Origin of the sequence: Bradyrhizobium nitroreducens (genome assembly GCF_002776695.1) — a bacterium.
Lineage (GTDB): Bacteria > Pseudomonadota > Alphaproteobacteria > Rhizobiales > Xanthobacteraceae > Bradyrhizobium > Bradyrhizobium nitroreducens.
Genome location: NZ_LFJC01000003.1, coordinates 7,703,106 through 7,720,352, shown reverse-complemented (window position 1 = coordinate 7,720,352; position 17,247 = coordinate 7,703,106). Strand labels below are relative to the sequence as shown.

Here is a 17,247-nt window from a genome sequence, read left to right as displayed (position 1 = left end):
TATTCGCTGCGTGGGGACAAATCGCGGCGGATACTCGCAAGGGGTGTTCCGAGTAAAAACAATTGGCCGTCGGGTGCGCTAGCCGCGCATTGACGAGTCACGCCCAAGTCTAGGGAGAAAACGGCATGAAGGAAGCCACCAAGGGGGCGGCCTCGGGAGCGCTCGCGCATATGCTGGCGGTGACGGCGATGCTCGTCATCGCCAGCATCTTGTTCTACGGGCGTTGAGTTTCAGAGTTTTCGTCATTCCGGGGTGGCCCTCGCACAGGCCAGGCCCAGAATACCCGTTCCAGGCTCGGTCCTATGACCGCCCCCGAATGACGAATCCCGTTACGTTTCCCTCGTGAAGAACGGCACAAGCTTTCCCGCAAACGGCTTGAAGCTCACGACAACCGAATCGCCGATGACGAGATCGTTCCCGCCGTGGGCCATCATGCGAAACCCTTCCGCACAATCGACCAGCAGGATGTTGTAGGGCACGTGCGCCCGTGTCTCGGGCGTGGCGGCGCGGCAGACCAGCGAGGTGGCGTAGACCTTGCCCTTGCCGCTGGCGCGCTGCTCGCGCGGATCCGATTCGCCGCAGGCCGAGCAGAAGGCGCGGTGGAAATACTGCACGTGTCCGCACGCGGTGCAGGTCTGGTAGGTGATGGCCTCGTTGCCCTTGGTCCAGTCGGCCAGACGCTCGCTCATCGCACCCGCTCCAGGAACATGCTCACGTGGGACGACAGCACGCCGCCGTCGCCATGCAGCAGCGCGATGGAGGCATCGCGGACCTGTCTGTTCGCCGCCCGCCCCGTCATCTGCAAATGCGCCTCGACCAGATGCGCCATCGCGCCGCCGACGCCGCAATGGCCGTAGCTGAGCAGCCCGCCATGGGTGTTCAGCGGCATGGCGCCGTCACGGCCGAAATGCCCCGCACGCACCCGCGCGGCCGCCTCGCCGCGACCGGCGAGTCCGAGGTCTTCCAGCAGCATCGCGAGCGTGATGGTGAAGCTGTCGTAGATCGCCGCGTAGCGCACGTCGGAGATCGCAAGGCCTGAGGCGTCCTTGGCGCGGGCGATCGAGATCTCCGCGCCGAGCTCGCTGAGAGCAGGTGCGGCCGTGACATGCTGATGGGTGTGCGCCTGTGCGCAGCCGCGAATGCGCACGCCGGTCTCACCGGTCCGCTCGCGGCTGATGATGAAGGCGGCGCCGCCATCGGAGACCGGGCAGCAATCGAGCAGCTTGAGCGGCATTGCGACCGGCTTCGAGGCCATGACGTCGGCGACCGTGATGGGATCGTGGAATTGCGCGCCGGGATGGTTGCAGGCATGGGCGCGCATCAGCACGGCGAACTCGGCAAGATCTTCTTCGGTCACGCCGTATTCGTGCATGTAGCGCGTGGCGACGAGACCGTAATAGGCGGGAATGGTCGGGCCCAGCGGCACCTCGTAGTCGGGATGGCCGACCTGCGCCAGCGCCTGGATCGAGGCATCGCGGCTCTGCCCGGTGAGGCGGTTCTCGCCGGCGACGACGAGGACGTTGCGGCAGACGCCCGCGTCAACGAGGTGATGGGCGAGCATGGTCATCGCGAGCCCCGTGGCGCCGCCGACCTGCACGGCGTGGGCGTAAGCAGGCCGGATGCCAAAGTGCTCGGCGAAGACGGTGGCGAGCATGATGTGCGGCGAGACCGTGGAGTAGCCGCAGAGGATGCCGTCGATGTCCGACCGCTTGAGCCCGGCGTCGTCGAGCGCGGCTTGCGCGGCCTTGCTCATCAGGTCGAGCGACGATGAACCTTCGTGCTTGCCGAACGACGTGAGGCCGACGCCGGTGATGAAGCTCATGTTCTCTCCTCCCTGTCATTCCGGGGCGGCCCGAAGGGCCGAGCCCGGAATCCATCGAGCGGCATGTGCGGAGGAGGAATGGATTCCGGGCTCGCGCCCAAGCGGGCGCGCCCCGGAATGACGGATGAGAGAGCTATTGTCATCCCCTACTCCGGCACTGATCGCGTGACGCCGTCGCGGACCATGGCGGCGATCTCGTCTGTGGAGTATCCGATCTCGCGCAGAATCTCGGCGCCGTGCTCGTTGAGCCGGGGCGCCAACCGCACCGGCTCGGCCTCCGTCTCCGACCACGTCGCCGTCACCTTCATGCTGCGGATCGGGCCTTCGGTCGGATGGTTGACGACCGGGAAGAAGTTCGTCGCTTCCAGATGGTCGTCGTGGAGCACACCCTGCAAATCATGCATCGGCATCACGGGCACGTCGGCCTTCGTCAGCAGATCGATCCACTCCGCCGTGGTGCGCGTCTCGAAGATGCGCGCGAGTTCGGCATAGACGACGTCGATATTGGCGGCGCGGCCGGCGAAGGTGGCGAACTTCGGATCCGCGCGCAGATCGTCGCGGCTAGTCGCCTTGAAGAAATTCTCCCACTGCTTGTCGTTGTAGACGATGACGCTGAGATAGCCGTCCGAGGTCTTGTAGGGCCTGCGGTCGCGCGAGAGGTGGCGGGCATAGCCGCCCTTGTCGAGCGGCGGCTCGTAGGTGAGCCCACCCATGTGGTCGCCCATGACGAAGCCGGCCATGGTCTCGAACATCGGGATGTCGACCCGCTGGCCGCGCCCGGTGCGGTCGCGATGTACGAGGCTGGCGCAGATCGCCCCGACCGCGGTGAGGCCGACGATGCGATCGACCAGCGCATTCGGCACGTAGCGCGGCACGCCGTCGCCAGTCTGCGCCATGAGCGCGGGCAGCGCGGTGGCGCCCTGGATCAGATCGTCGTAGGCGGGCTTTGCGGCATAGGGCCCGTCCTGGCCGAAGCCGAACACGCCGGCATAGACGAGGCGCGGATTGATCTTGGAGACGACGTCATAGCCGAGTTGCAGCCGCGCCATCGCCTGCGGACGGACGTTGTAGACCAGCACGTCCGCATCCATCAGAAGCCGCAGCACGGCTTCGCGCCCCGAGGGCTTCTTCAGGTCGAGGCAGATCGAGCGCTTGCTGCGGTTGGTGTTGAGGAACACCGGGCCCATGCCGGCATGGCGCATCGGGCCGATCAGGCGGGTGACGTCGCCGTCGAGCGATTCCACCTTGATGACATCTGCACCGTAATCGCCGAGCATCTGGGTCGCGTAGGGCCCCATCAGCACGGTGGTCATGTCGATGACCTTGATGCCCTTCAGCGGCCCCATCGTTCGCTCCCGATTGCGCAGGCGCCAAGGCGCGGCCCCGCGATTTCGGTCCAGCTAAGGGCAGTGACGCCGCGTGCGCAAGGGCGGCCGGGGTATGGCCGCATGCGCCGCGCGGTGATATCGGCCGCTATTTCTTCTGGCGGGATTCGCGGATCTTGAGGAGCCGGTCGAGCTCTTCGTTCTGCTGGCTGATCCGGTCGGCGATGCGCGACTCACTCTGCTCGCCCGAAGCAGCCGCGGCCTGCTCGATGAGCTGGCGGATATTGTCCTCGAGGATCGCAATACGATCGTTGAGTGCGTCCATCGACAGCGAGTCTTCGTAGTCAGTGCTCATGATGCTTTTCCGCCAATCAATCAGGAGCGTTAAGGTGGGCCAAGCAAGGCGGGCCCACCATGATCTAACGCAAGGAAGATGGTGGGCACGGCACCTTCGCGCCTTTGCCCACTCTACAAGGCCTACTTCAACGGCTCCAGCACCGAGACGTAGTTCGCAACCGCAGCACCGCCCATGTTGAAGATGCCGCCGAGCTTGGCATTCTTGAGCTGCATGCCCTCGGGCGCCTGGCCGGCGAGCTGCATCGCGGTCATCACGTGCATGGAAACGCCGGTGGCGCCGATCGGATGGCCCTTGGCCTTGAGGCCGCCGGACGGATTGACCGGCAGCTTGCCGTCCTTGAGCGTCCAGCCTTCCTTGATGGCGCGGGCGCCCTGCCCCCTCGGGGTCAGGCCCATCGCTTCGTACTCGATCAGCTCGGCCACCGTGAAGCAGTCATGGGTCTCGACGAAGGACAGATCGGACAGCGTCACACCCGCCTGCTCCAGCGCGCGCTGCCAGGCGACGGTGCAGCCCTCGAACTGGAGGATGTCGCGCTTGGACATCGGCAGGAAGTCCTGGGCATGCGCTGTGGCGCGGAAGCCGATCGACTTGCTCATGGTCTTGGCGGTTTCGGCATCGGCCAAAATCAGCGCCGCGGCGCCGTCGGAGACCAGCGAGCAGTCGGTGCGCTTCAGGGGGCCGGCGACGTAAGGGTTCTTCTCGCTCTCGGCGCGGCAGAAGTCGAAGCCGAAATCCTTGCGCATCTGGGCGAAGGGGTTGGCGACGCCGTTCTTGTGGTTCTTGGCCGCGATCAGCGCCAGCGCATCGGACTGGTCGCCGTATTTCTGGAAATAGGAGCTGGCGATCTTGCCGAATACACCGGCGAAGCCGCCGACAGTGTCGCCGTCCTCGGGCAGGTAGGAGGCCTTGAGCAGGTTCTTGCCGATCTCGGGCCCCGGGGTGCGGGTCATCTGCTCGACGCCGACCACCAGCACGATCTTGGCCGCGCCCGCGGCGATCGCGCGCAAGCCCTGATGCACGGCGGCAGAGCCGGTGGCACAGGCGTTCTCGACCCGGGTCGCGGGCTTGAAGCGCAGCTTCGGATCGGCCTGGAGCACCAAAGAGGCGGTAAAATCCTGCGGCGAGAAGCCGGCGTTGAAATGGCCGAGCACGATCTCGTCGACATCGCCGGCCGAAATGCCGGCATCCGCCAGCGCCTCATTGGCGACGCGGACGACGAGACTCTCGACGGTTTCGGTGTCGAACTTGCCGAACGGCGTATGCGCCCATCCGACGATGCTGGCGGTCATGGTCATGTCTCCCTGAGGGTCTTTTCCTGAGCTAAGTCTTAGCCCAGGGATGGCAAGACTTCACGCGGCTTTCAGGGCCTGAAGCGTGCGCTGGCAGATGGCAGTTATGCCGGCCCAGTTCCCGGCCTTGATCTCTGCCGCCGGGCACAGCCAGGAACCGCCGACCGCGACCACATTGGGTTCGGCGAGCCAGGTTGCCGCATTGGCCTCACTGATGCCGCCGGTCGGGCAAAACCGCACGTTCGGGAACGGCCCACCGAGGGCGCGCAGGCCCTTGAGGCCGCCGGCCTGCTCGGCCGGGAAGAATTTTGCGACGTCGAAGCCATAGGACAGCGCCATCATCAGCTCGGACGCCGTGGCGATGCCTGGTGCGAACGGCAGGGAGCTGTCGGTGGCGGCCTTGAGGAGATCGGGGGTCAGGCCCGGGCTGATGCCGAACGCGACCCCGAGCTTCTCGACGCGGACGAAGTCGGCGGGATTGAGAATCGTGCCGATGCCGACGACCGCCTCCGGCACCTCGGCCATCATCGCCCTCGCCGCCTCGATCGCAACGGGGGTGCGCATGGTCACCTCCAGCGTGCGGATACCGCCGGCAACCAGCGCTTTCGCCAGCGGCACGGCATCCTGGATCCGCTCGATGGTGAGGACGGGAATGACGGTCGCGGCCTTGAACAGCGCGACGAGGTGGTTCTGTTGGGCGGTCGTGGTCATGGGTCTCGATTCATTTGGTCGCGTCTACTTGGTCCCTTGGCGAGAGGCCGCCGGCCGATGCCGTTTCTTCGGCGGCATGGCATAGCCCGGAATGATGGCCCCAGCATAGCAGATCACGACGGAGGCGAGCCGGTGGCCGGCCTGGGCCGCCTCGACCGGATCGGAACCGGCAAGCCGGGCGGCGATGTAGGCTGCGGCAAAGCTGTCGCCGGCCGCCGTGGTGTCGACGACGGGGTTCGTCATGGGTTCGGCGCGGACCTCGCTCGCTCCGCCGGGGAAGCGCAGCAGGCTCACGGGCTCGGCAAGGCGGAACACCAGCTCCGGGGTCGGGATGCGCGCCATCAGCTGATCGTGGCTCTCGCCGGGATAGAGCGCGAGCAGATCCTCAGTCGAGGTCAGCACGATGTCGGCGGTCGCAAAGGCCGCGGCAAAGACCTCGCGGGCGACGTCGCGGTTCGGCCAGCCGCGCGCGCGAAAATTGGTGTCGAACACGAAGCGGGTGCCGAGCAGGCGCGCCCGCTTGATCGCCGCGAACAGGCGATCGCGCCCCGCAGCATCGTAGATCGAGAGCGTGATCGCGGAGAGATACACGACGTCGTAGCTCATCAGCGAGTTGAGCAGCTCGTCGGTCTCCGGCAGGCTCATCAGCTGCCGCGCCGCCGCGCTGTCGCGCCAGTGGAAGAACTGGCGCTCGCCCTTCGCATCCGTCTGGATCATGTAGAGGCCGGGCAGCTTGCCGGCGAGCCTTGCGACGCGGCGTGTGCCGACGTTCTCCGCGGTCCAGGCCGCGATCATCTCGTCGCTCAGGGCGTCGTCGCCGAGCGCGGTGAGATAGTCGACCTTGACCTCGAGCCGCGCCAGATACACGGCGGTGTTGAGTGTGTCGCCGCCGAAGCCGCGCGAGTACAGCCCGCCGCCCTGCCCGGCAGACGCGCCACTTTGCGCCTGCCGGAGCTCGACCATGCATTCGCCGATGCAAGCAACGCTCGCCATCACCAGGGCCCGCTCTGCCGGAGATCAGGCGACGAAATTGCCGCCGAGCTCGTCTTCGATGTGAATGCGGATGATGTCGTCGAAGTTCTTCTCGGCGGTGGTGAAGCCGAGCTCGAGCGACCGCTTGGCGTTGAAATTGCGCGGCCAGCCGCCGACGATGCCGACGATGAATGGATCGGGCTCCCGCTTGATGCGCGCGGCGACCTTCTCGCCCGCAACCCGCTTCAACGCGGCGATCTGCTCGCCGACCGTCGCCGACAGGCCCGGCATGGTCAGGTTGCGGCGCGGGCCGACTGCGGCAAGGTCCATCGTGCCGGCGTGCAGCAGGAAGCCGACCGCCGAGCGCGGCGTGGCGTGCCAGTGGCGGACGTCCTCGGACACCGGGAGGATGGCCTCCTTACCGGCCAGCGGCTCGCGCAGGATGTTCGAGAAGAAGCCCGAGGCCGCCTTGTTGGGCAGGCCGGGCCGGATGCAGATGGTCGGCAGGCGGATGCCGATGCCGTCGAGGAAGCCGCGGCGGGAATAGTCGGCGAGCAGCAGTTCGCCGATCGCCTTCTGGGTACCGTAGCTGAGCAGCGGGGTGTGGAAGAACTCGTCGCCGATCGCGTCCGGGAAAGGCGCGCCGAACACGGCGATCGAGGACGTGAACACCACGCGCGGCTTGTAGCCGCCGCCGGCCAGCCTGACAGCGTCGAGCAGCATCCGCGTGCCGTCGAGATTGATGCGGTAGCCCTTGTCGAAATCGAGCTCGGCTTCGCCCGAGACGATCGCGGCGAGATGGAAGATCACATCGGGCCGGCCGGCGATCAGCTTCTCGGCAGCGCCGGGGACTGCGAAATCGCCCGACACGGTCTCGACCGGGAAGCCGGCCTTCTCCGGCTTCTTCGGCTCGACTACGTCGTGCATGGTGAGCTTGGTGATGTCGCTCTTGCCCAGCCGGCCGTCGCGCAGCAGCCGTTCACAGAGTTTGCGGCCGACCATGCCGGCGGCGCCCAGAACCAGAATGTGCAAGAGCTCAACTCCTTCTTATTGGCCGGAACGCGCAGTCTCCAGCGCGCTCCCGTGGCAGCGCCCGCGACTATTCCTTCACGGCGCCTGTCATCGCGGACACATAATGCTCCACGAAGAAGGCGTAAAGGATGACGAGCGGCAGCGAGCCGGCCAGGGCTCCGGCCATCAGCGAGCCCCAGCGGTAGATGTCACCGTCCACGAACTCGTTGACGATCGCGACCGGCACCGTCTTGTTGCTGGTCGACTGCAGGAACGTCAACGCGTAGATGAACTCGTTCCAGCACAGCGTGAAGCAGAAGATGAAGGCCGAGATCAGCCCGGGGATCGCGAGCGGCAGCACGATCTTGATCAGGATCTGCCAGCGGCTCGCCCCGTCGATCAGCGCGCATTCCTCGAGCTCGAACGGGATGGTCTTGAAATAGCCCATCAACAGCCAGGTCGAGAACGGGATCAGGATGGTCGGATAGGTCAGAATCAAGGCCAGCGGCGAGTCGAACAGGCCATACTGGAACACGACGGTGGCGAGCGGAATGAACAGGATCGACGGCGGCACCAGATAGGCGAGGAAGATCAGCCCGCCGACGAGATTGGCGCCCTTGTAGCGCAAGCGCACGATGGCGTAGGCAGCCAACACCGACGCGACGATCGAGAGGATCGTGGCGCAGATCGCCACATACATCGTGTTCCAGAGCCAGTGCGGGTAGTAGCTCTCGAACAGCAGCTTGTGGAAATGCTTGAAGGTCGGATTCCAGGTCCAGAACGGGTTGAACCTGTCGAGATCGAGCAACTGGTCGTCCGGCTTCACCGAGGTCAGCGCCATCCAGTAGAACGGGAACAGCAGGACCACGACGATGATCGTGAGCGGCAGATACAGCGTCACGAGCCGGCGCGGCACCGACTGCAGATAGCTCATGCCCTCGCTGTTATCGACGCGCGCGGGCGTCGCCAGCACGGACTTGAGATCGACTTTCGAGGCAGGAAGATCAGTCATTGTTCTCTCCCTGTTGCCATTTGCGACGCTGCAGGCCGAACCAGGACACCATGATCGCGGCGAGCAGGAACGGGATCATGGCGCTGGATATAGCCGCGCCCTCCCCGAGCTGCCCGGCGATGATCGCGCGCTGGTAGGACAGCGTCGCCATCAGATGGGTGGCGTTGACCGGGCCGCCACGCGTCATCGCCCAGATCAGCTGGAAGTCGGTGAAGGTGAACAGCACCGAGAAGGTCATCACGACGGCAATGATCGGCGTCAGCAGCGGATAGGTGATGAAGCGGAAATTCTGCCAGCGCGTGGCGCCGTCGAGCGTTGCCGCTTCATAGAGCGAGGGCGACACCGTCTGCAGGCCCGCCAGCAGCGTGATCGCCACGAACGGCACGCCGCGCCAGATATTGGCGAAGATCACGCAAATGCGCGCCCAGGTCGTGTCGCCGAGGAAGTTGATGTTCTGATTGATCAGCCCCAGATGCTTCAGCGACCAGGAGATGATTGAGAATTGCGAATCGAAGATCCACCAGAACGCCAGCGCCGAGAGCACCGTCGGAACGATGAAGGGGATCAGGACCATCGCCCGCAGCATCGCCTTGAACGGCATGTTCTCGTTCAGCAGCAGCGCGAGATAGAGTCCGATCGCGAATTTGAGGGCGCTGGCGACGAAGGTGTAGAGCAGCGTGTTGAACACCGACAGCCAGAAGATGGAATCGTCCCACAGCCACTCATAGTTCTCGACGCCGACGAAGTGCCCGACCCTGCCGATGCGAGTGTCCGTGAAGGACAGCCAGATGCCGAGCCCGAGCGGATAGGCCAGGAAGAAGATCAGGAAGGCCATGGCCGGCACCATGAACCAGAAGCCGAGCCAGTTGCGATTGTGTTTGAGCCGGGTCCAGGCGTTGTCCTCGCTCATCTGAGGCTTGGCCCGGGGAATTGCGACATCAGCCATGCCCGATATCCCTGATCGAAATGTTGGAGAGCGGGCGGCGCGACGGCCGCCCGCTCCGTGACGCTCAGCGATAGATGCGCTTCAGCTGGCGCTCGGCTTCCGCCATCGAGCCCTTCGCATCCTTGGTGCCGGTGCAGTAGTTGGCGAACATGTCGACGACGATGAAGTCGGCGATGGCAGTTGCCGCCTTTTCGCCGACGGTGCCGATACCGGCCGCCGGCAGAGTGCGCTTCGAGGCCTGAGAGAAGACCTCGTTCTTGGGATCAGCCTTCCAGATCGGCGCCGATTCATAGGCGTTCAAGGTTTGCGTCAGATAGCCCTGCGCGCCGTCCAGCCACTTCTCGTAGTTCTCCTTCTCCAGCATGAAGGCGATGAAGGCCTTTGCCGCATTCGGATATTTGGTGAAGTTGAAGGCGAGGATGGGCAGCGCAAGCTGCAGTTCGGTCGGCTTGCCGACCGGTCCGACCGGCCAGAGCGCGTGATAGGTGTCCTCGGCGAGCTCCTTCTTGCTCGCATCGGTCTTGGCGGCAACGTAGATCGAGATGCCGTTCGCCGTGCAGTAAAGCTCGCCGGCGAGGAACGCCTTGTTGTTGGAGGAATCATTCCAGGACGCGGTGCCCGGGATGAAGCTGTCGTACAGCGCCTTGCAATATTCCAGCGCCTTCGCCGTCTCCGGCGAGTTGATGATGATCTTGTCGTTCTGGTCGACCGTGTAAGCGCCGTGGCCCCACAGCACCCAGTGCAGCCACGAATTGCCGTCGCCCGAGGCATGACCGAGCGCGAAGCCGGCCGGCGTGTTGTTCGCCTTCAGGGCCTTGCACATCTCGAGGAAGCCGGGGAAATCCTTCGGGAATTCCTTGAACCCGGCCTTGTCGAGCGCCGACTTGCGGTACGTCATGTAACCGCCGTTGGTGGCGACGGGAATTCCGAGCCAATCGTTGCCCTGCTTGCAGGTCTTGGCGGCCGCGTCGGTCCAGCCGCCGTACTTCTTGCCGAGATAATCGGCGACGTCGTTCATCTTCAGCACTTTGGTCGGGAACAGCTGCGGCAGCGTGTGCAGGCCCCAGGCAAGGTCGAGCCCCGAGCCGGTATTGGCCGCAACCGAGGCCTTCGGCTGCACGTCCTCGAAGGATTCGCTGAACACGTTCATCTCGGTGCCGGTCGCAGCCTTGAACGCCGCCACCATCGCGTTGAACGCATCGTCTTCCGCCGGCACGAAGCGCTTCCAGCGCATCACGGTGAGCTTGGCGCCTGCCTCCGCTTTCCAGGGCGAGCTCTGTGCCCAAGCCTTGGCGAAATCGAACAGTGCCGGCCCGGTGAGCATGCCGGTCGCAGCCAATGCCGTTCCGCCTTGAAGCAGAGTCCGGCGGGTAAAGTCTTGCATGGTGTCCTCCCTGTGATGCTTTTTTATTATCTTAACTCAAAGCTACGCTACGCGTTCAGGCGTTTTCCCGTCGCGTCATCGAACAGATGCACCAGTGACGGCTCGGGCTTCAGCCGGATCTTATCGCCCGGGTTGAACTGGTGACGCTCGCGGAAGACCGCGACGACCTGCTCGCCGCCGATCTTGGCGAACACTTGCGTCTCGGAGCCGGTCGGCTCCACCACCACGATCTCGGCTTCGGCGCCGTCGTCGGCGATGGTGAAATGCTCGGGCCGCACGCCGTAGACCGCGGGACGGCCATCGGAGGCCGCAGGCGCGGTCTTGAGCGGCAGCTTGACGCCGTTCGGCCCCTCGAAGGTCGCAACGCCGTTGACCCGCACATGCCCCTTCAGGAAGTTCATCGCGGGCGAGCCGATGAAGCCGGCGACAAACTGGTTGTCGGGCTTGTCATAGAGCTCGAGCGGCGTGCCCATCTGCTCGACGATGCCGTCATGCATGACGACGATCTTGTCGGCCATGGTCATGGCTTCGATCTGGTCGTGGGTGACGTAGACGGTCGTCGTCTTCAGCCGCTGGTGCAGCTCCTTGATCTCGGTGCGCATGGCGACGCGCAGCTTGGCATCAAGGTTCGACAACGGCTCGTCGAACAGGAAGACCTGGGGATCACGCACGATGGCGCGGCCCATCGCGACGCGCTGGCGCTGACCGCCGGAGAGCTGGCGCGGATAGCGATCGAGCAGCGGCCCGAGCGCGAGGATCTCGGCGGCGCGCTTGACGCGCTTGTTGATCTCGTCGGCGCCTGCGTTCCGCAGCTTCAGCGAGAAGCCCATATTGTCGGCGACCGTCATGTGCGGATAGAGCGCGTAGTTCTGGAAAACCATGGCAATGTCCCGCTCCTTGGGCTGGACATTGTTGACGACGCGGTCGCCGATCGAGATCGTGCCGGAGGTGATGTTCTCGAGACCGGCGAGCATGCGCAGAAGCGTCGACTTGCCGCAACCGGAGGGGCCAACCAGGACGACGAACTGTCCATCCTCGATCGGTACAGTCACGCCGTGCAGGACTTCAAAATTGCCGAACGATTTCCGCACGTCGCGGATTTGCACAGACGACATCTAGCTCCCTCCTCGAAAGTCCACGACGCCTTTCGCGCCGCGACCGTCTTGTTTTTTCAGACTTCGCCGAACGAAGCCCGATCTTAGCGGGCAACATTGTCGGCAGTTTGTGCGGTTTTGGCAATTTGTCTTTGGTTAGTCGTTGCTGGTAGCGCTGTCAACGTTCCTTTGTTTGCGGGACTGACTGTGTTAAGAGCAACAAATGGGTCGAAAACGCACCAAGTCAGGCAAAATCCGGTTGGCGGAAGTCGCCGAGCTTGCCGGCGTCAGCCCGATCACGGCGTCCCGCTTCTTCCGCAATCCCGAGGCGCTGTCGGTCGCCAAGCGGACGCGGGTCGAGAGCGCGGCCAAGGAGCTTGGCTATGTGCCGAACCTTGCGGCACGCGCGCTGGCTTCGCAACGCACCGAGGTCATCGGCGTCTTGATCCCCTCGCTCACCAACAACGTGTTCTCGGACGTGCTGCGCGGCATCTACGACGCGTCCGAAGGCGGCCGCTACTCGATCCAGTTGTCCAACACGCGTTACAGCATTCTCCAGGAAGAAAAGCTGCTGCGACTGTTTCTCGCACAGAAGCCTGCGGGGCTGATCGTCACCGGCATCGACCAGACCACGGAATCGCGCGCGATGCTGGAGGCCGCCGACTGCCCGATCGTGCAGATCATGGAGATCGGTCCCGATCCGGTCGACATGATGATCGGCTTTTCGCACTATGATGCGGCGCGCGCAGCGGTTGCGCACCTGTTCGAACAGGGGCGCCGCAGAATCGGATTCGTCGGCGCGCGCATGGATCCCAGGGTACAGCGGCGGCTGGACGGCTATGTCTCCGCCATGAAGGACGCCGGACTGTTCGAGCAGCGCCTCGTCGTCACGACGGCGACGCCGACCTCGGTGACGCTCGGCGGCGCCCTGTTCACCGATCTCCTGGCGCGAGAGCCCGACCTCGATGCGGTGTTCTGCGCCAATGACGACCTCGCACTCGGCGTCCTGTTCGAATGCCGGCGCCGCGAGATCGCGGTCCCCGAGCAGATCGCGATCGTCGGCTTCAACGACCTCGAATTCATGGCCTCCGCCGTGCCCACCCTCACCAGCGTGCGCACCAACCGCTACGAGATGGGCAAGACGGCCGCCACCATGCTGATCGAGGCGATCGAGGGACGGCGCCCGGAGCAGCCGGTGCTAGATCTCGGCTTCAAGGTCATCGAACGGCAAAGCTCGACCTCGCGCCATTCGGACAGCAGGCCGTCCGTTTCGGGCGCGGGTGTGGCGAACAAAATGGTAGCGTTACCAAGTAGCCATGACTAGTATCGGATTTGTGAGGAAACGACCCGCCAGCGGGCCAGCGATCCATCATTCGCGCCGTTCGGCATCGCACAAGCCGACGCCCCAGGACTGATGTAAGTGGACGGACGCCGGTGCGTTTGCATTGCAGGAGAAACCAATGACAAAAAAGCCAACCAATGGGCATGCCCCCGCCGGCAACGGCTCCCGCCGCCACCTTCGCTCGCAGGAATGGTTCAACAATCCGCATAATCCGGGCATGACCGCGCTCTACATGGAGCGCTACCTGAATTACGGCCTCACCCGCGCCGAGCTGCAGTCGGGCAAGCCGATCATCGGCATTGCCCAGACCGGCAACGACCTTTCCCCCTGCAACCGCCACCATCTCGAGCTGGCCCACCGCGTCCGCGAAGGCATCCGCGAGGCCGGCGGCATTGCCATGGAATTCCCGACCCACCCGATCCAGGAAACCGGCAAGCGCCCGACCGCGGCGCTCGACCGCAACCTCGCCTATCTCGGCCTCGTCGAGATCCTCTACGGCTATCCGCTCGACGGCGTCGTGCTCACCACCGGCTGCGACAAGACCACGCCGGCCTGCATGATGGCGGCGGCGACCGTCAACCTGCCCGCGATCGTGCTGTCGGGCGGCCCGATGCTGAACGGCTGGCACAATGGCGAGCGCACCGGCTCCGGCACCATCGTCTGGAAGTCGCGCGAGCGGCTTGCCGCGGGCGAGATCGACTATGAAGAATTCATGGAGATCGTGGCCTCCTCGGCGCCCTCGGTCGGCCATTGCAACACCATGGGCACGGCATCGACGATGAACGGGCTTGCCGAAGCGCTCGGCTTCTCGCTGCCGGGCTGCGCGGCGATCCCCGCGCCCTATCGCGAGCGCGGCCAGATTGCTTATGAAACCGGAAAGCGCATCGTCGAGATGGTGTGGGAAGACCTCAAGCCCTCGGACATCCTGACCCGCAAGGCGTTCGAGAACTGCATCGTGATCAATTCGGCGATCGGCGGCTCGACCAACGCACCGATCCACATCAACGCCCTCGCCCGCCACATCGGCGTCGAGCTGTCGATCGAGGACTGGCAGAAGGTCGGCCATGACGTGCCGCTGCTGGTCAACATGCAGCCGGCCGGCTTCTATCTCGGCGAGGAATTCCACCGCGCCGGCGGCGTGCCCGCCGTGGTGCGCGAATTGATGAAGCACAAGCGCATCCATGAAGACGCCGTCACCGTCAACGGCCGCGGCATCGGCGAGAACTGCAAGGACGCGCCGGTCCCCGACAACGACGTGATCTGGGCCTACGACAAGCCGCTGGTGAAGGATGCCGGCTTCCTGGTGCTGAAGGGCAATCTGTTCGATTCCGCGATCATGAAGACGAGCGTGATCTCCAAGGAATTCCGCGACCGCTATCTCAGCAACCCGAAGGACCTCAACGCCTTCGAGGGCCGCGCCATCGTGTTCGAGGGCCCGGAGGACTATCACGAGCGGATCGACGATGCCTCGCTCGACATCGACGAGCGCTGCGTGCTGTTCATCCGCGGCACCGGCCCGATCGGCTACCCCGGCGGCGCCGAGGTCGTGAACATGCAGCCGCCCGCGGCGCTGATCAAACGCGGCATCCTGTCCCTGCCCTGCATCGGCGACGGCCGCCAGTCCGGCACCTCGGGGTCGCCCTCGATCCTCAACGCCTCGCCGGAGGCTGCCGCCAATGGCGGTCTCGCGATCCTCAAGACCGGCGACAAGGTCCGCATCGACCTCAACAAGGGCAGCGCCAACATCCTGATCTCGGACGAGGAGCTGAAGAAGCGCCACGCCGAGCTGAAGGCCAGCGGCGGCTTCAAGCATCCGCCGAACCAGACGCCGTGGCAGGAGATCTACCGCAACACCGTCGGCCAGCAGTCGACTGGTGCCTGCATGGAGCTCGCCACGCGCTACCAGAACGTCGCCGGCACGTTCGGCGTGGCGCGGGACAATCACTGAACCGAGCACACGTAGCCCGGATGGAGCGTAGCGCAATCCGGGGTCCCTATCCGCAAACGCCAGATCCCGGATTACGCTTGCGCTCCATCCGGGCTACTGCGCTACGGCTATAAGCACATCGAGGAGAACAAGAAAATGGCAGACCGCCTCAAGGGCAAACGCGCCGTCGTCACGGCTGCAGCCGCCGGCATCGGGCGCGCATGCGCTCTCGCGTTCGCGCGTGAAGGCGCAACCGTCATCGCCACCGACATCAACGAAGCCGGCATCGCGGGCCTCACCAAGGAAGGCATCGCTGAGGTCGCAAAGCTCGACGTCCGCAACACCGCCGACGTCAACGCCTTTGCCAAGCGGGTCGGCAAGATCGACATCCTGCTCAACGCGGCCGGCTTCGTGCACCACGGCACCATCCTGGAGTGCTCGGAAGAGGACTTCGATTTCTCGTTCGACCTCAACGTCAAGTCGATGCACCGGACCATCAAGGCCTTCCTGCCCGACATGATCGCGGGCGGCGGCGGCAGCATTGTCAACATCTCGTCCTGCGCGGCTTTGAGGCCGCCGGCGAACCGCTACGTCTACAGCTCGTCGAAGGCGGCGGTGTCGCTGCTGTCGCGCGCGGTCGCGCTCGATTTCATCACCAAGGGCATCCGCTGCAACTCGATCTGCCCCGGCACCGTCGAGACGCCCTCGATGCTCGACCGCGCCGCCGCGCAGGGGCCCCAGGGCAAGGAGATGTTCATCTCCCGCCAGAAGATGGGCCGGCTCGGCACCGCCGAGGAGATCGCCTCCATGGCGGTCTATCTCGGCAGCGACGAGAGCGCCTTCACCACCGGCGTCGACCTCGTCGTCGACGGCGGCTACATGCTCTGACGCCTGGGGCATCCGGCATGAACAAGATCGATCTCAACGGCCGCGTCGCCATCGTCACCGGCGGCGCGCAGGGCTTTGGCCGCGCCATCACCGAGCGCCTCACCGCCTCCGGCGCCAGGGTCGCGATCTGGGATTTCGACGCGGCACTCGCCGAGAAGACGGCGAAGGAGGTCGGCGGCGAGACCAAGGTTTTCAAGGTCGACGTCACCGACACCGCCGCCGTCGAAGAGGCCCGCGATGCGACGCTCAAAGCCTTCGGCAGGATCGACATCCTGGTCAACAATGCCGGCATTGCCGGCGTCAACAAGCCGGTCTGGGAGACCGACCTCGAGGAATGGCGGAAAGTTCTGCGCATCAACCTCGACGGCCCCTTCATCGTGAGCAAGGCGATCGTGCCCACCATGCTCAAGCAGAAATACGGGCGGATCGTGAACATCGCCTCCATCGCCGGCAAGGAAGGCAATCCGAACGCAGCACATTATTCGGCCTCCAAGGCCGGCCTGATCGCGCTGACGAAGTCGCTCGGCAAGGAGCTCGCGGCGCACGACATCCTCGTCAACGCCGTGACGCCGGCGGCCGCCAAGACTGCGATCTTCGACCAGATGACGCAACAGCACATCGACTTCATGCTGTCGAAGATCCCGAAGGGTCGCTTCGTCCTCGTCGAGGAGCTCGCCGCGATGGTGGCTTGGCTCGCGTCCGAGGACTGCGCCTTCTCGACCGGCGCGGTGTTCGACATCTCGGGCGGACGCGCAACCTATTGAGGACAGCATGATCCGGGAAGGTGGATGCCTGTGCGGCGCGGTGCGCTTCAAGGCGGAGGGCGAGCCGCTCAACGTCCGCGTCTGCCATTGCCGCCTCTGTCAGAAGGCGATGGGCTCGCCCTTCTTCGCCCGCGCGCAATTCGACCAGCGCGCGCTGAGCGTCGAAGGCGACACCGCCCGCTACGCCTCGTCCGAAAACATCGACCGTGTGTTCTGCAAGCAGTGCGGCACGCGGCTGTTCGCCTGGCGGCGCAACGGCACGCTGGCGGGCGTATCCCTTTCCGTTTTCGATGATCGCAACGCCTTCGCGCCGACCGAGCACATCTGGGTCTCGGAGAAGCCCGCCTGGCTCAAGCTCGATGATGGTCTGACGCAATATCCGGGAACGATCCCGGCGTGACG

Annotated in this window: 17 protein-coding genes; 5 read left to right on the top strand and 12 right to left on the bottom strand. The window is 64.8% G+C overall.

Annotated features, from left to right (window positions below):
- Window positions 1-329 precede the first annotated feature (329 nt).
- From TSA1_RS36520 to TSA1_RS36465, 12 genes are all read right to left on the bottom strand, one after another.
- Window positions 330-689, bottom strand: a complete 360-nt coding sequence (locus TSA1_RS36520; RefSeq protein ID WP_100180549.1) for a Zn-ribbon domain-containing OB-fold protein — start codon at window positions 687-689, stop codon at window positions 330-332.
- On the bottom strand, window positions 686-1,822 hold the full coding sequence (locus TSA1_RS36515; RefSeq protein ID WP_100180548.1) for a thiolase family protein: 1,137 nt from the start codon (window positions 1,820-1,822) through the stop codon (window positions 686-688). The genes TSA1_RS36520 and TSA1_RS36515 overlap by 4 nt, the downstream gene beginning before the upstream one ends.
- Before the next feature lie 146 nt (window positions 1,823-1,968).
- Complete coding sequence (locus TSA1_RS36510; protein ID WP_100180547.1) at window positions 1,969-3,168, bottom strand: CaiB/BaiF CoA transferase family protein; 1,200 nt, start codon at window positions 3,166-3,168, stop codon at window positions 1,969-1,971.
- 127 nt (window positions 3,169-3,295) lie between these two features.
- Window positions 3,296-3,502, bottom strand: a complete 207-nt coding sequence (locus TSA1_RS36505; protein WP_094974637.1) for a hypothetical protein — start codon at window positions 3,500-3,502, stop codon at window positions 3,296-3,298.
- Window positions 3,503-3,624: 122 nt separating this feature from the next.
- Complete coding sequence (locus tag TSA1_RS36500) at window positions 3,625-4,794, bottom strand: acetyl-CoA acetyltransferase (protein WP_100181539.1); 1,170 nt, start codon at window positions 4,792-4,794, stop codon at window positions 3,625-3,627.
- Between the two features lie 60 nt (window positions 4,795-4,854).
- Window positions 4,855-5,505, bottom strand: coding sequence for a bifunctional 4-hydroxy-2-oxoglutarate aldolase/2-dehydro-3-deoxy-phosphogluconate aldolase (gene eda, locus TSA1_RS36495; protein WP_100180546.1), 651 nt, complete (start codon window positions 5,503-5,505; stop codon window positions 4,855-4,857).
- Window positions 5,506-5,529: 24 nt separating this feature from the next.
- Window positions 5,530-6,498, bottom strand: a complete 969-nt coding sequence (locus tag TSA1_RS36490) for a sugar kinase (protein WP_100180545.1) — start codon at window positions 6,496-6,498, stop codon at window positions 5,530-5,532.
- 24 nt (window positions 6,499-6,522) lie between these two features.
- On the bottom strand, window positions 6,523-7,509 hold the full coding sequence (denD, locus tag TSA1_RS36485) for a D-erythronate dehydrogenase (protein ID WP_100180544.1): 987 nt from the start codon (window positions 7,507-7,509) through the stop codon (window positions 6,523-6,525).
- 67 nt (window positions 7,510-7,576) lie between these two features.
- Complete coding sequence (locus TSA1_RS36480; RefSeq protein ID WP_100180543.1) at window positions 7,577-8,500, bottom strand: carbohydrate ABC transporter permease; 924 nt, start codon at window positions 8,498-8,500, stop codon at window positions 7,577-7,579.
- Window positions 8,493-9,446 carry a carbohydrate ABC transporter permease gene (locus TSA1_RS36475; RefSeq protein WP_100180542.1) on the bottom strand — a complete coding sequence of 318 codons (954 nt, stop codon included), beginning with the start codon at window positions 9,444-9,446 and terminating at the stop codon, window positions 8,493-8,495. Before TSA1_RS36475 ends, TSA1_RS36480 begins: the two co-directional genes overlap by 8 nt.
- Before the next feature lie 64 nt (window positions 9,447-9,510).
- Window positions 9,511-10,830: an ABC transporter substrate-binding protein gene (locus TSA1_RS36470; RefSeq protein WP_100180541.1), complete on the bottom strand. Its 1,320-nt coding sequence runs from the start codon at window positions 10,828-10,830 to the stop codon at window positions 9,511-9,513.
- Window positions 10,831-10,877: 47 nt separating this feature from the next.
- A complete protein-coding gene (locus TSA1_RS36465) occupies window positions 10,878-11,945 on the bottom strand; it encodes an ABC transporter ATP-binding protein (RefSeq protein ID WP_100180540.1) in 1,068 nt (355 codons plus the stop codon).
- Between the two features lie 202 nt (window positions 11,946-12,147).
- Here TSA1_RS36465 and gntR point away from each other — a divergent pair, with 202 nt between their 5' ends.
- From gntR to TSA1_RS36440, 5 genes are all read left to right on the top strand, one after another.
- Window positions 12,148-13,248: an HTH-type transcriptional regulator GntR gene (gntR, locus tag TSA1_RS36460; protein WP_100180539.1), complete on the top strand. Its 1,101-nt coding sequence runs from the start codon at window positions 12,148-12,150 to the stop codon at window positions 13,246-13,248.
- A gap of 136 nt (window positions 13,249-13,384) precedes the next feature.
- Window positions 13,385-15,214 carry an IlvD/Edd family dehydratase gene (locus TSA1_RS36455; protein ID WP_100180538.1) on the top strand — a complete coding sequence of 610 codons (1,830 nt, stop codon included), beginning with the start codon at window positions 13,385-13,387 and terminating at the stop codon, window positions 15,212-15,214.
- Between the two features lie 135 nt (window positions 15,215-15,349).
- A complete protein-coding gene (locus TSA1_RS36450; RefSeq protein WP_174719239.1) occupies window positions 15,350-16,081 on the top strand; it encodes an SDR family oxidoreductase in 732 nt (243 codons plus the stop codon).
- 17 nt (window positions 16,082-16,098) lie between these two features.
- Entirely contained in the window at window positions 16,099-16,845 is a 747-nt protein-coding gene (locus TSA1_RS36445) for an SDR family NAD(P)-dependent oxidoreductase (protein ID WP_100180536.1), read from the top strand.
- Between the two features lie 7 nt (window positions 16,846-16,852).
- Complete coding sequence (locus TSA1_RS36440) at window positions 16,853-17,245, top strand: GFA family protein (protein ID WP_100180535.1); 393 nt, start codon at window positions 16,853-16,855, stop codon at window positions 17,243-17,245.
- The last annotated feature ends 2 nt before the right edge of the window (window positions 17,246-17,247 follow it).

What these genes read in the sequence shown, in the direction of transcription:
- TSA1_RS36475 (WP_100180542.1), bottom strand. Translation starts at nt 9,446, where the DNA reads ATGGCTGATGTCGCAATTCCCCGGGCCAAGCCTCAGATGAGCGAGGAC.
- TSA1_RS36455 (WP_100180538.1), top strand. Translation starts at nt 13,385, where the DNA reads ATGACAAAAAAGCCAACCAATGGGCATGCCCCCGCCGGCAACGGCTCC.
- TSA1_RS36440 (WP_100180535.1), top strand. Translation starts at nt 16,853, where the DNA reads ATGATCCGGGAAGGTGGATGCCTGTGCGGCGCGGTGCGCTTCAAGGCG.
- eda (WP_100180546.1), bottom strand. Translation starts at nt 5,505, where the DNA reads ATGACCACGACCGCCCAACAGAACCACCTCGTCGCGCTGTTCAAGGCC.
- TSA1_RS36465 (WP_100180540.1), bottom strand. Translation starts at nt 11,945, where the DNA reads ATGTCGTCTGTGCAAATCCGCGACGTGCGGAAATCGTTCGGCAATTTT.
- TSA1_RS36450 (WP_174719239.1), top strand. Translation starts at nt 15,350, where the DNA reads ATGGCAGACCGCCTCAAGGGCAAACGCGCCGTCGTCACGGCTGCAGCC.
- TSA1_RS36520 (WP_100180549.1), bottom strand. Translation starts at nt 689, where the DNA reads ATGAGCGAGCGTCTGGCCGACTGGACCAAGGGCAACGAGGCCATCACC.
- TSA1_RS36510 (WP_100180547.1), bottom strand. Translation starts at nt 3,168, where the DNA reads ATGGGGCCGCTGAAGGGCATCAAGGTCATCGACATGACCACCGTGCTG.
- TSA1_RS36480 (WP_100180543.1), bottom strand. Translation starts at nt 8,500, where the DNA reads ATGACTGATCTTCCTGCCTCGAAAGTCGATCTCAAGTCCGTGCTGGCG.
- TSA1_RS36515 (WP_100180548.1), bottom strand. Translation starts at nt 1,822, where the DNA reads ATGAGCTTCATCACCGGCGTCGGCCTCACGTCGTTCGGCAAGCACGAA.
- gntR (WP_100180539.1), top strand. Translation starts at nt 12,148, where the DNA reads ATGGGTCGAAAACGCACCAAGTCAGGCAAAATCCGGTTGGCGGAAGTC.
- TSA1_RS36470 (WP_100180541.1), bottom strand. Translation starts at nt 10,830, where the DNA reads ATGCAAGACTTTACCCGCCGGACTCTGCTTCAAGGCGGAACGGCATTG.
- TSA1_RS36445 (WP_100180536.1), top strand. Translation starts at nt 16,099, where the DNA reads ATGAACAAGATCGATCTCAACGGCCGCGTCGCCATCGTCACCGGCGGC.
- TSA1_RS36505 (WP_094974637.1), bottom strand. Translation starts at nt 3,502, where the DNA reads ATGAGCACTGACTACGAAGACTCGCTGTCGATGGACGCACTCAACGAT.
- TSA1_RS36490 (WP_100180545.1), bottom strand. Translation starts at nt 6,498, where the DNA reads ATGGCGAGCGTTGCTTGCATCGGCGAATGCATGGTCGAGCTCCGGCAG.
- TSA1_RS36500 (WP_100181539.1), bottom strand. Translation starts at nt 4,794, where the DNA reads ATGACCGCCAGCATCGTCGGATGGGCGCATACGCCGTTCGGCAAGTTC.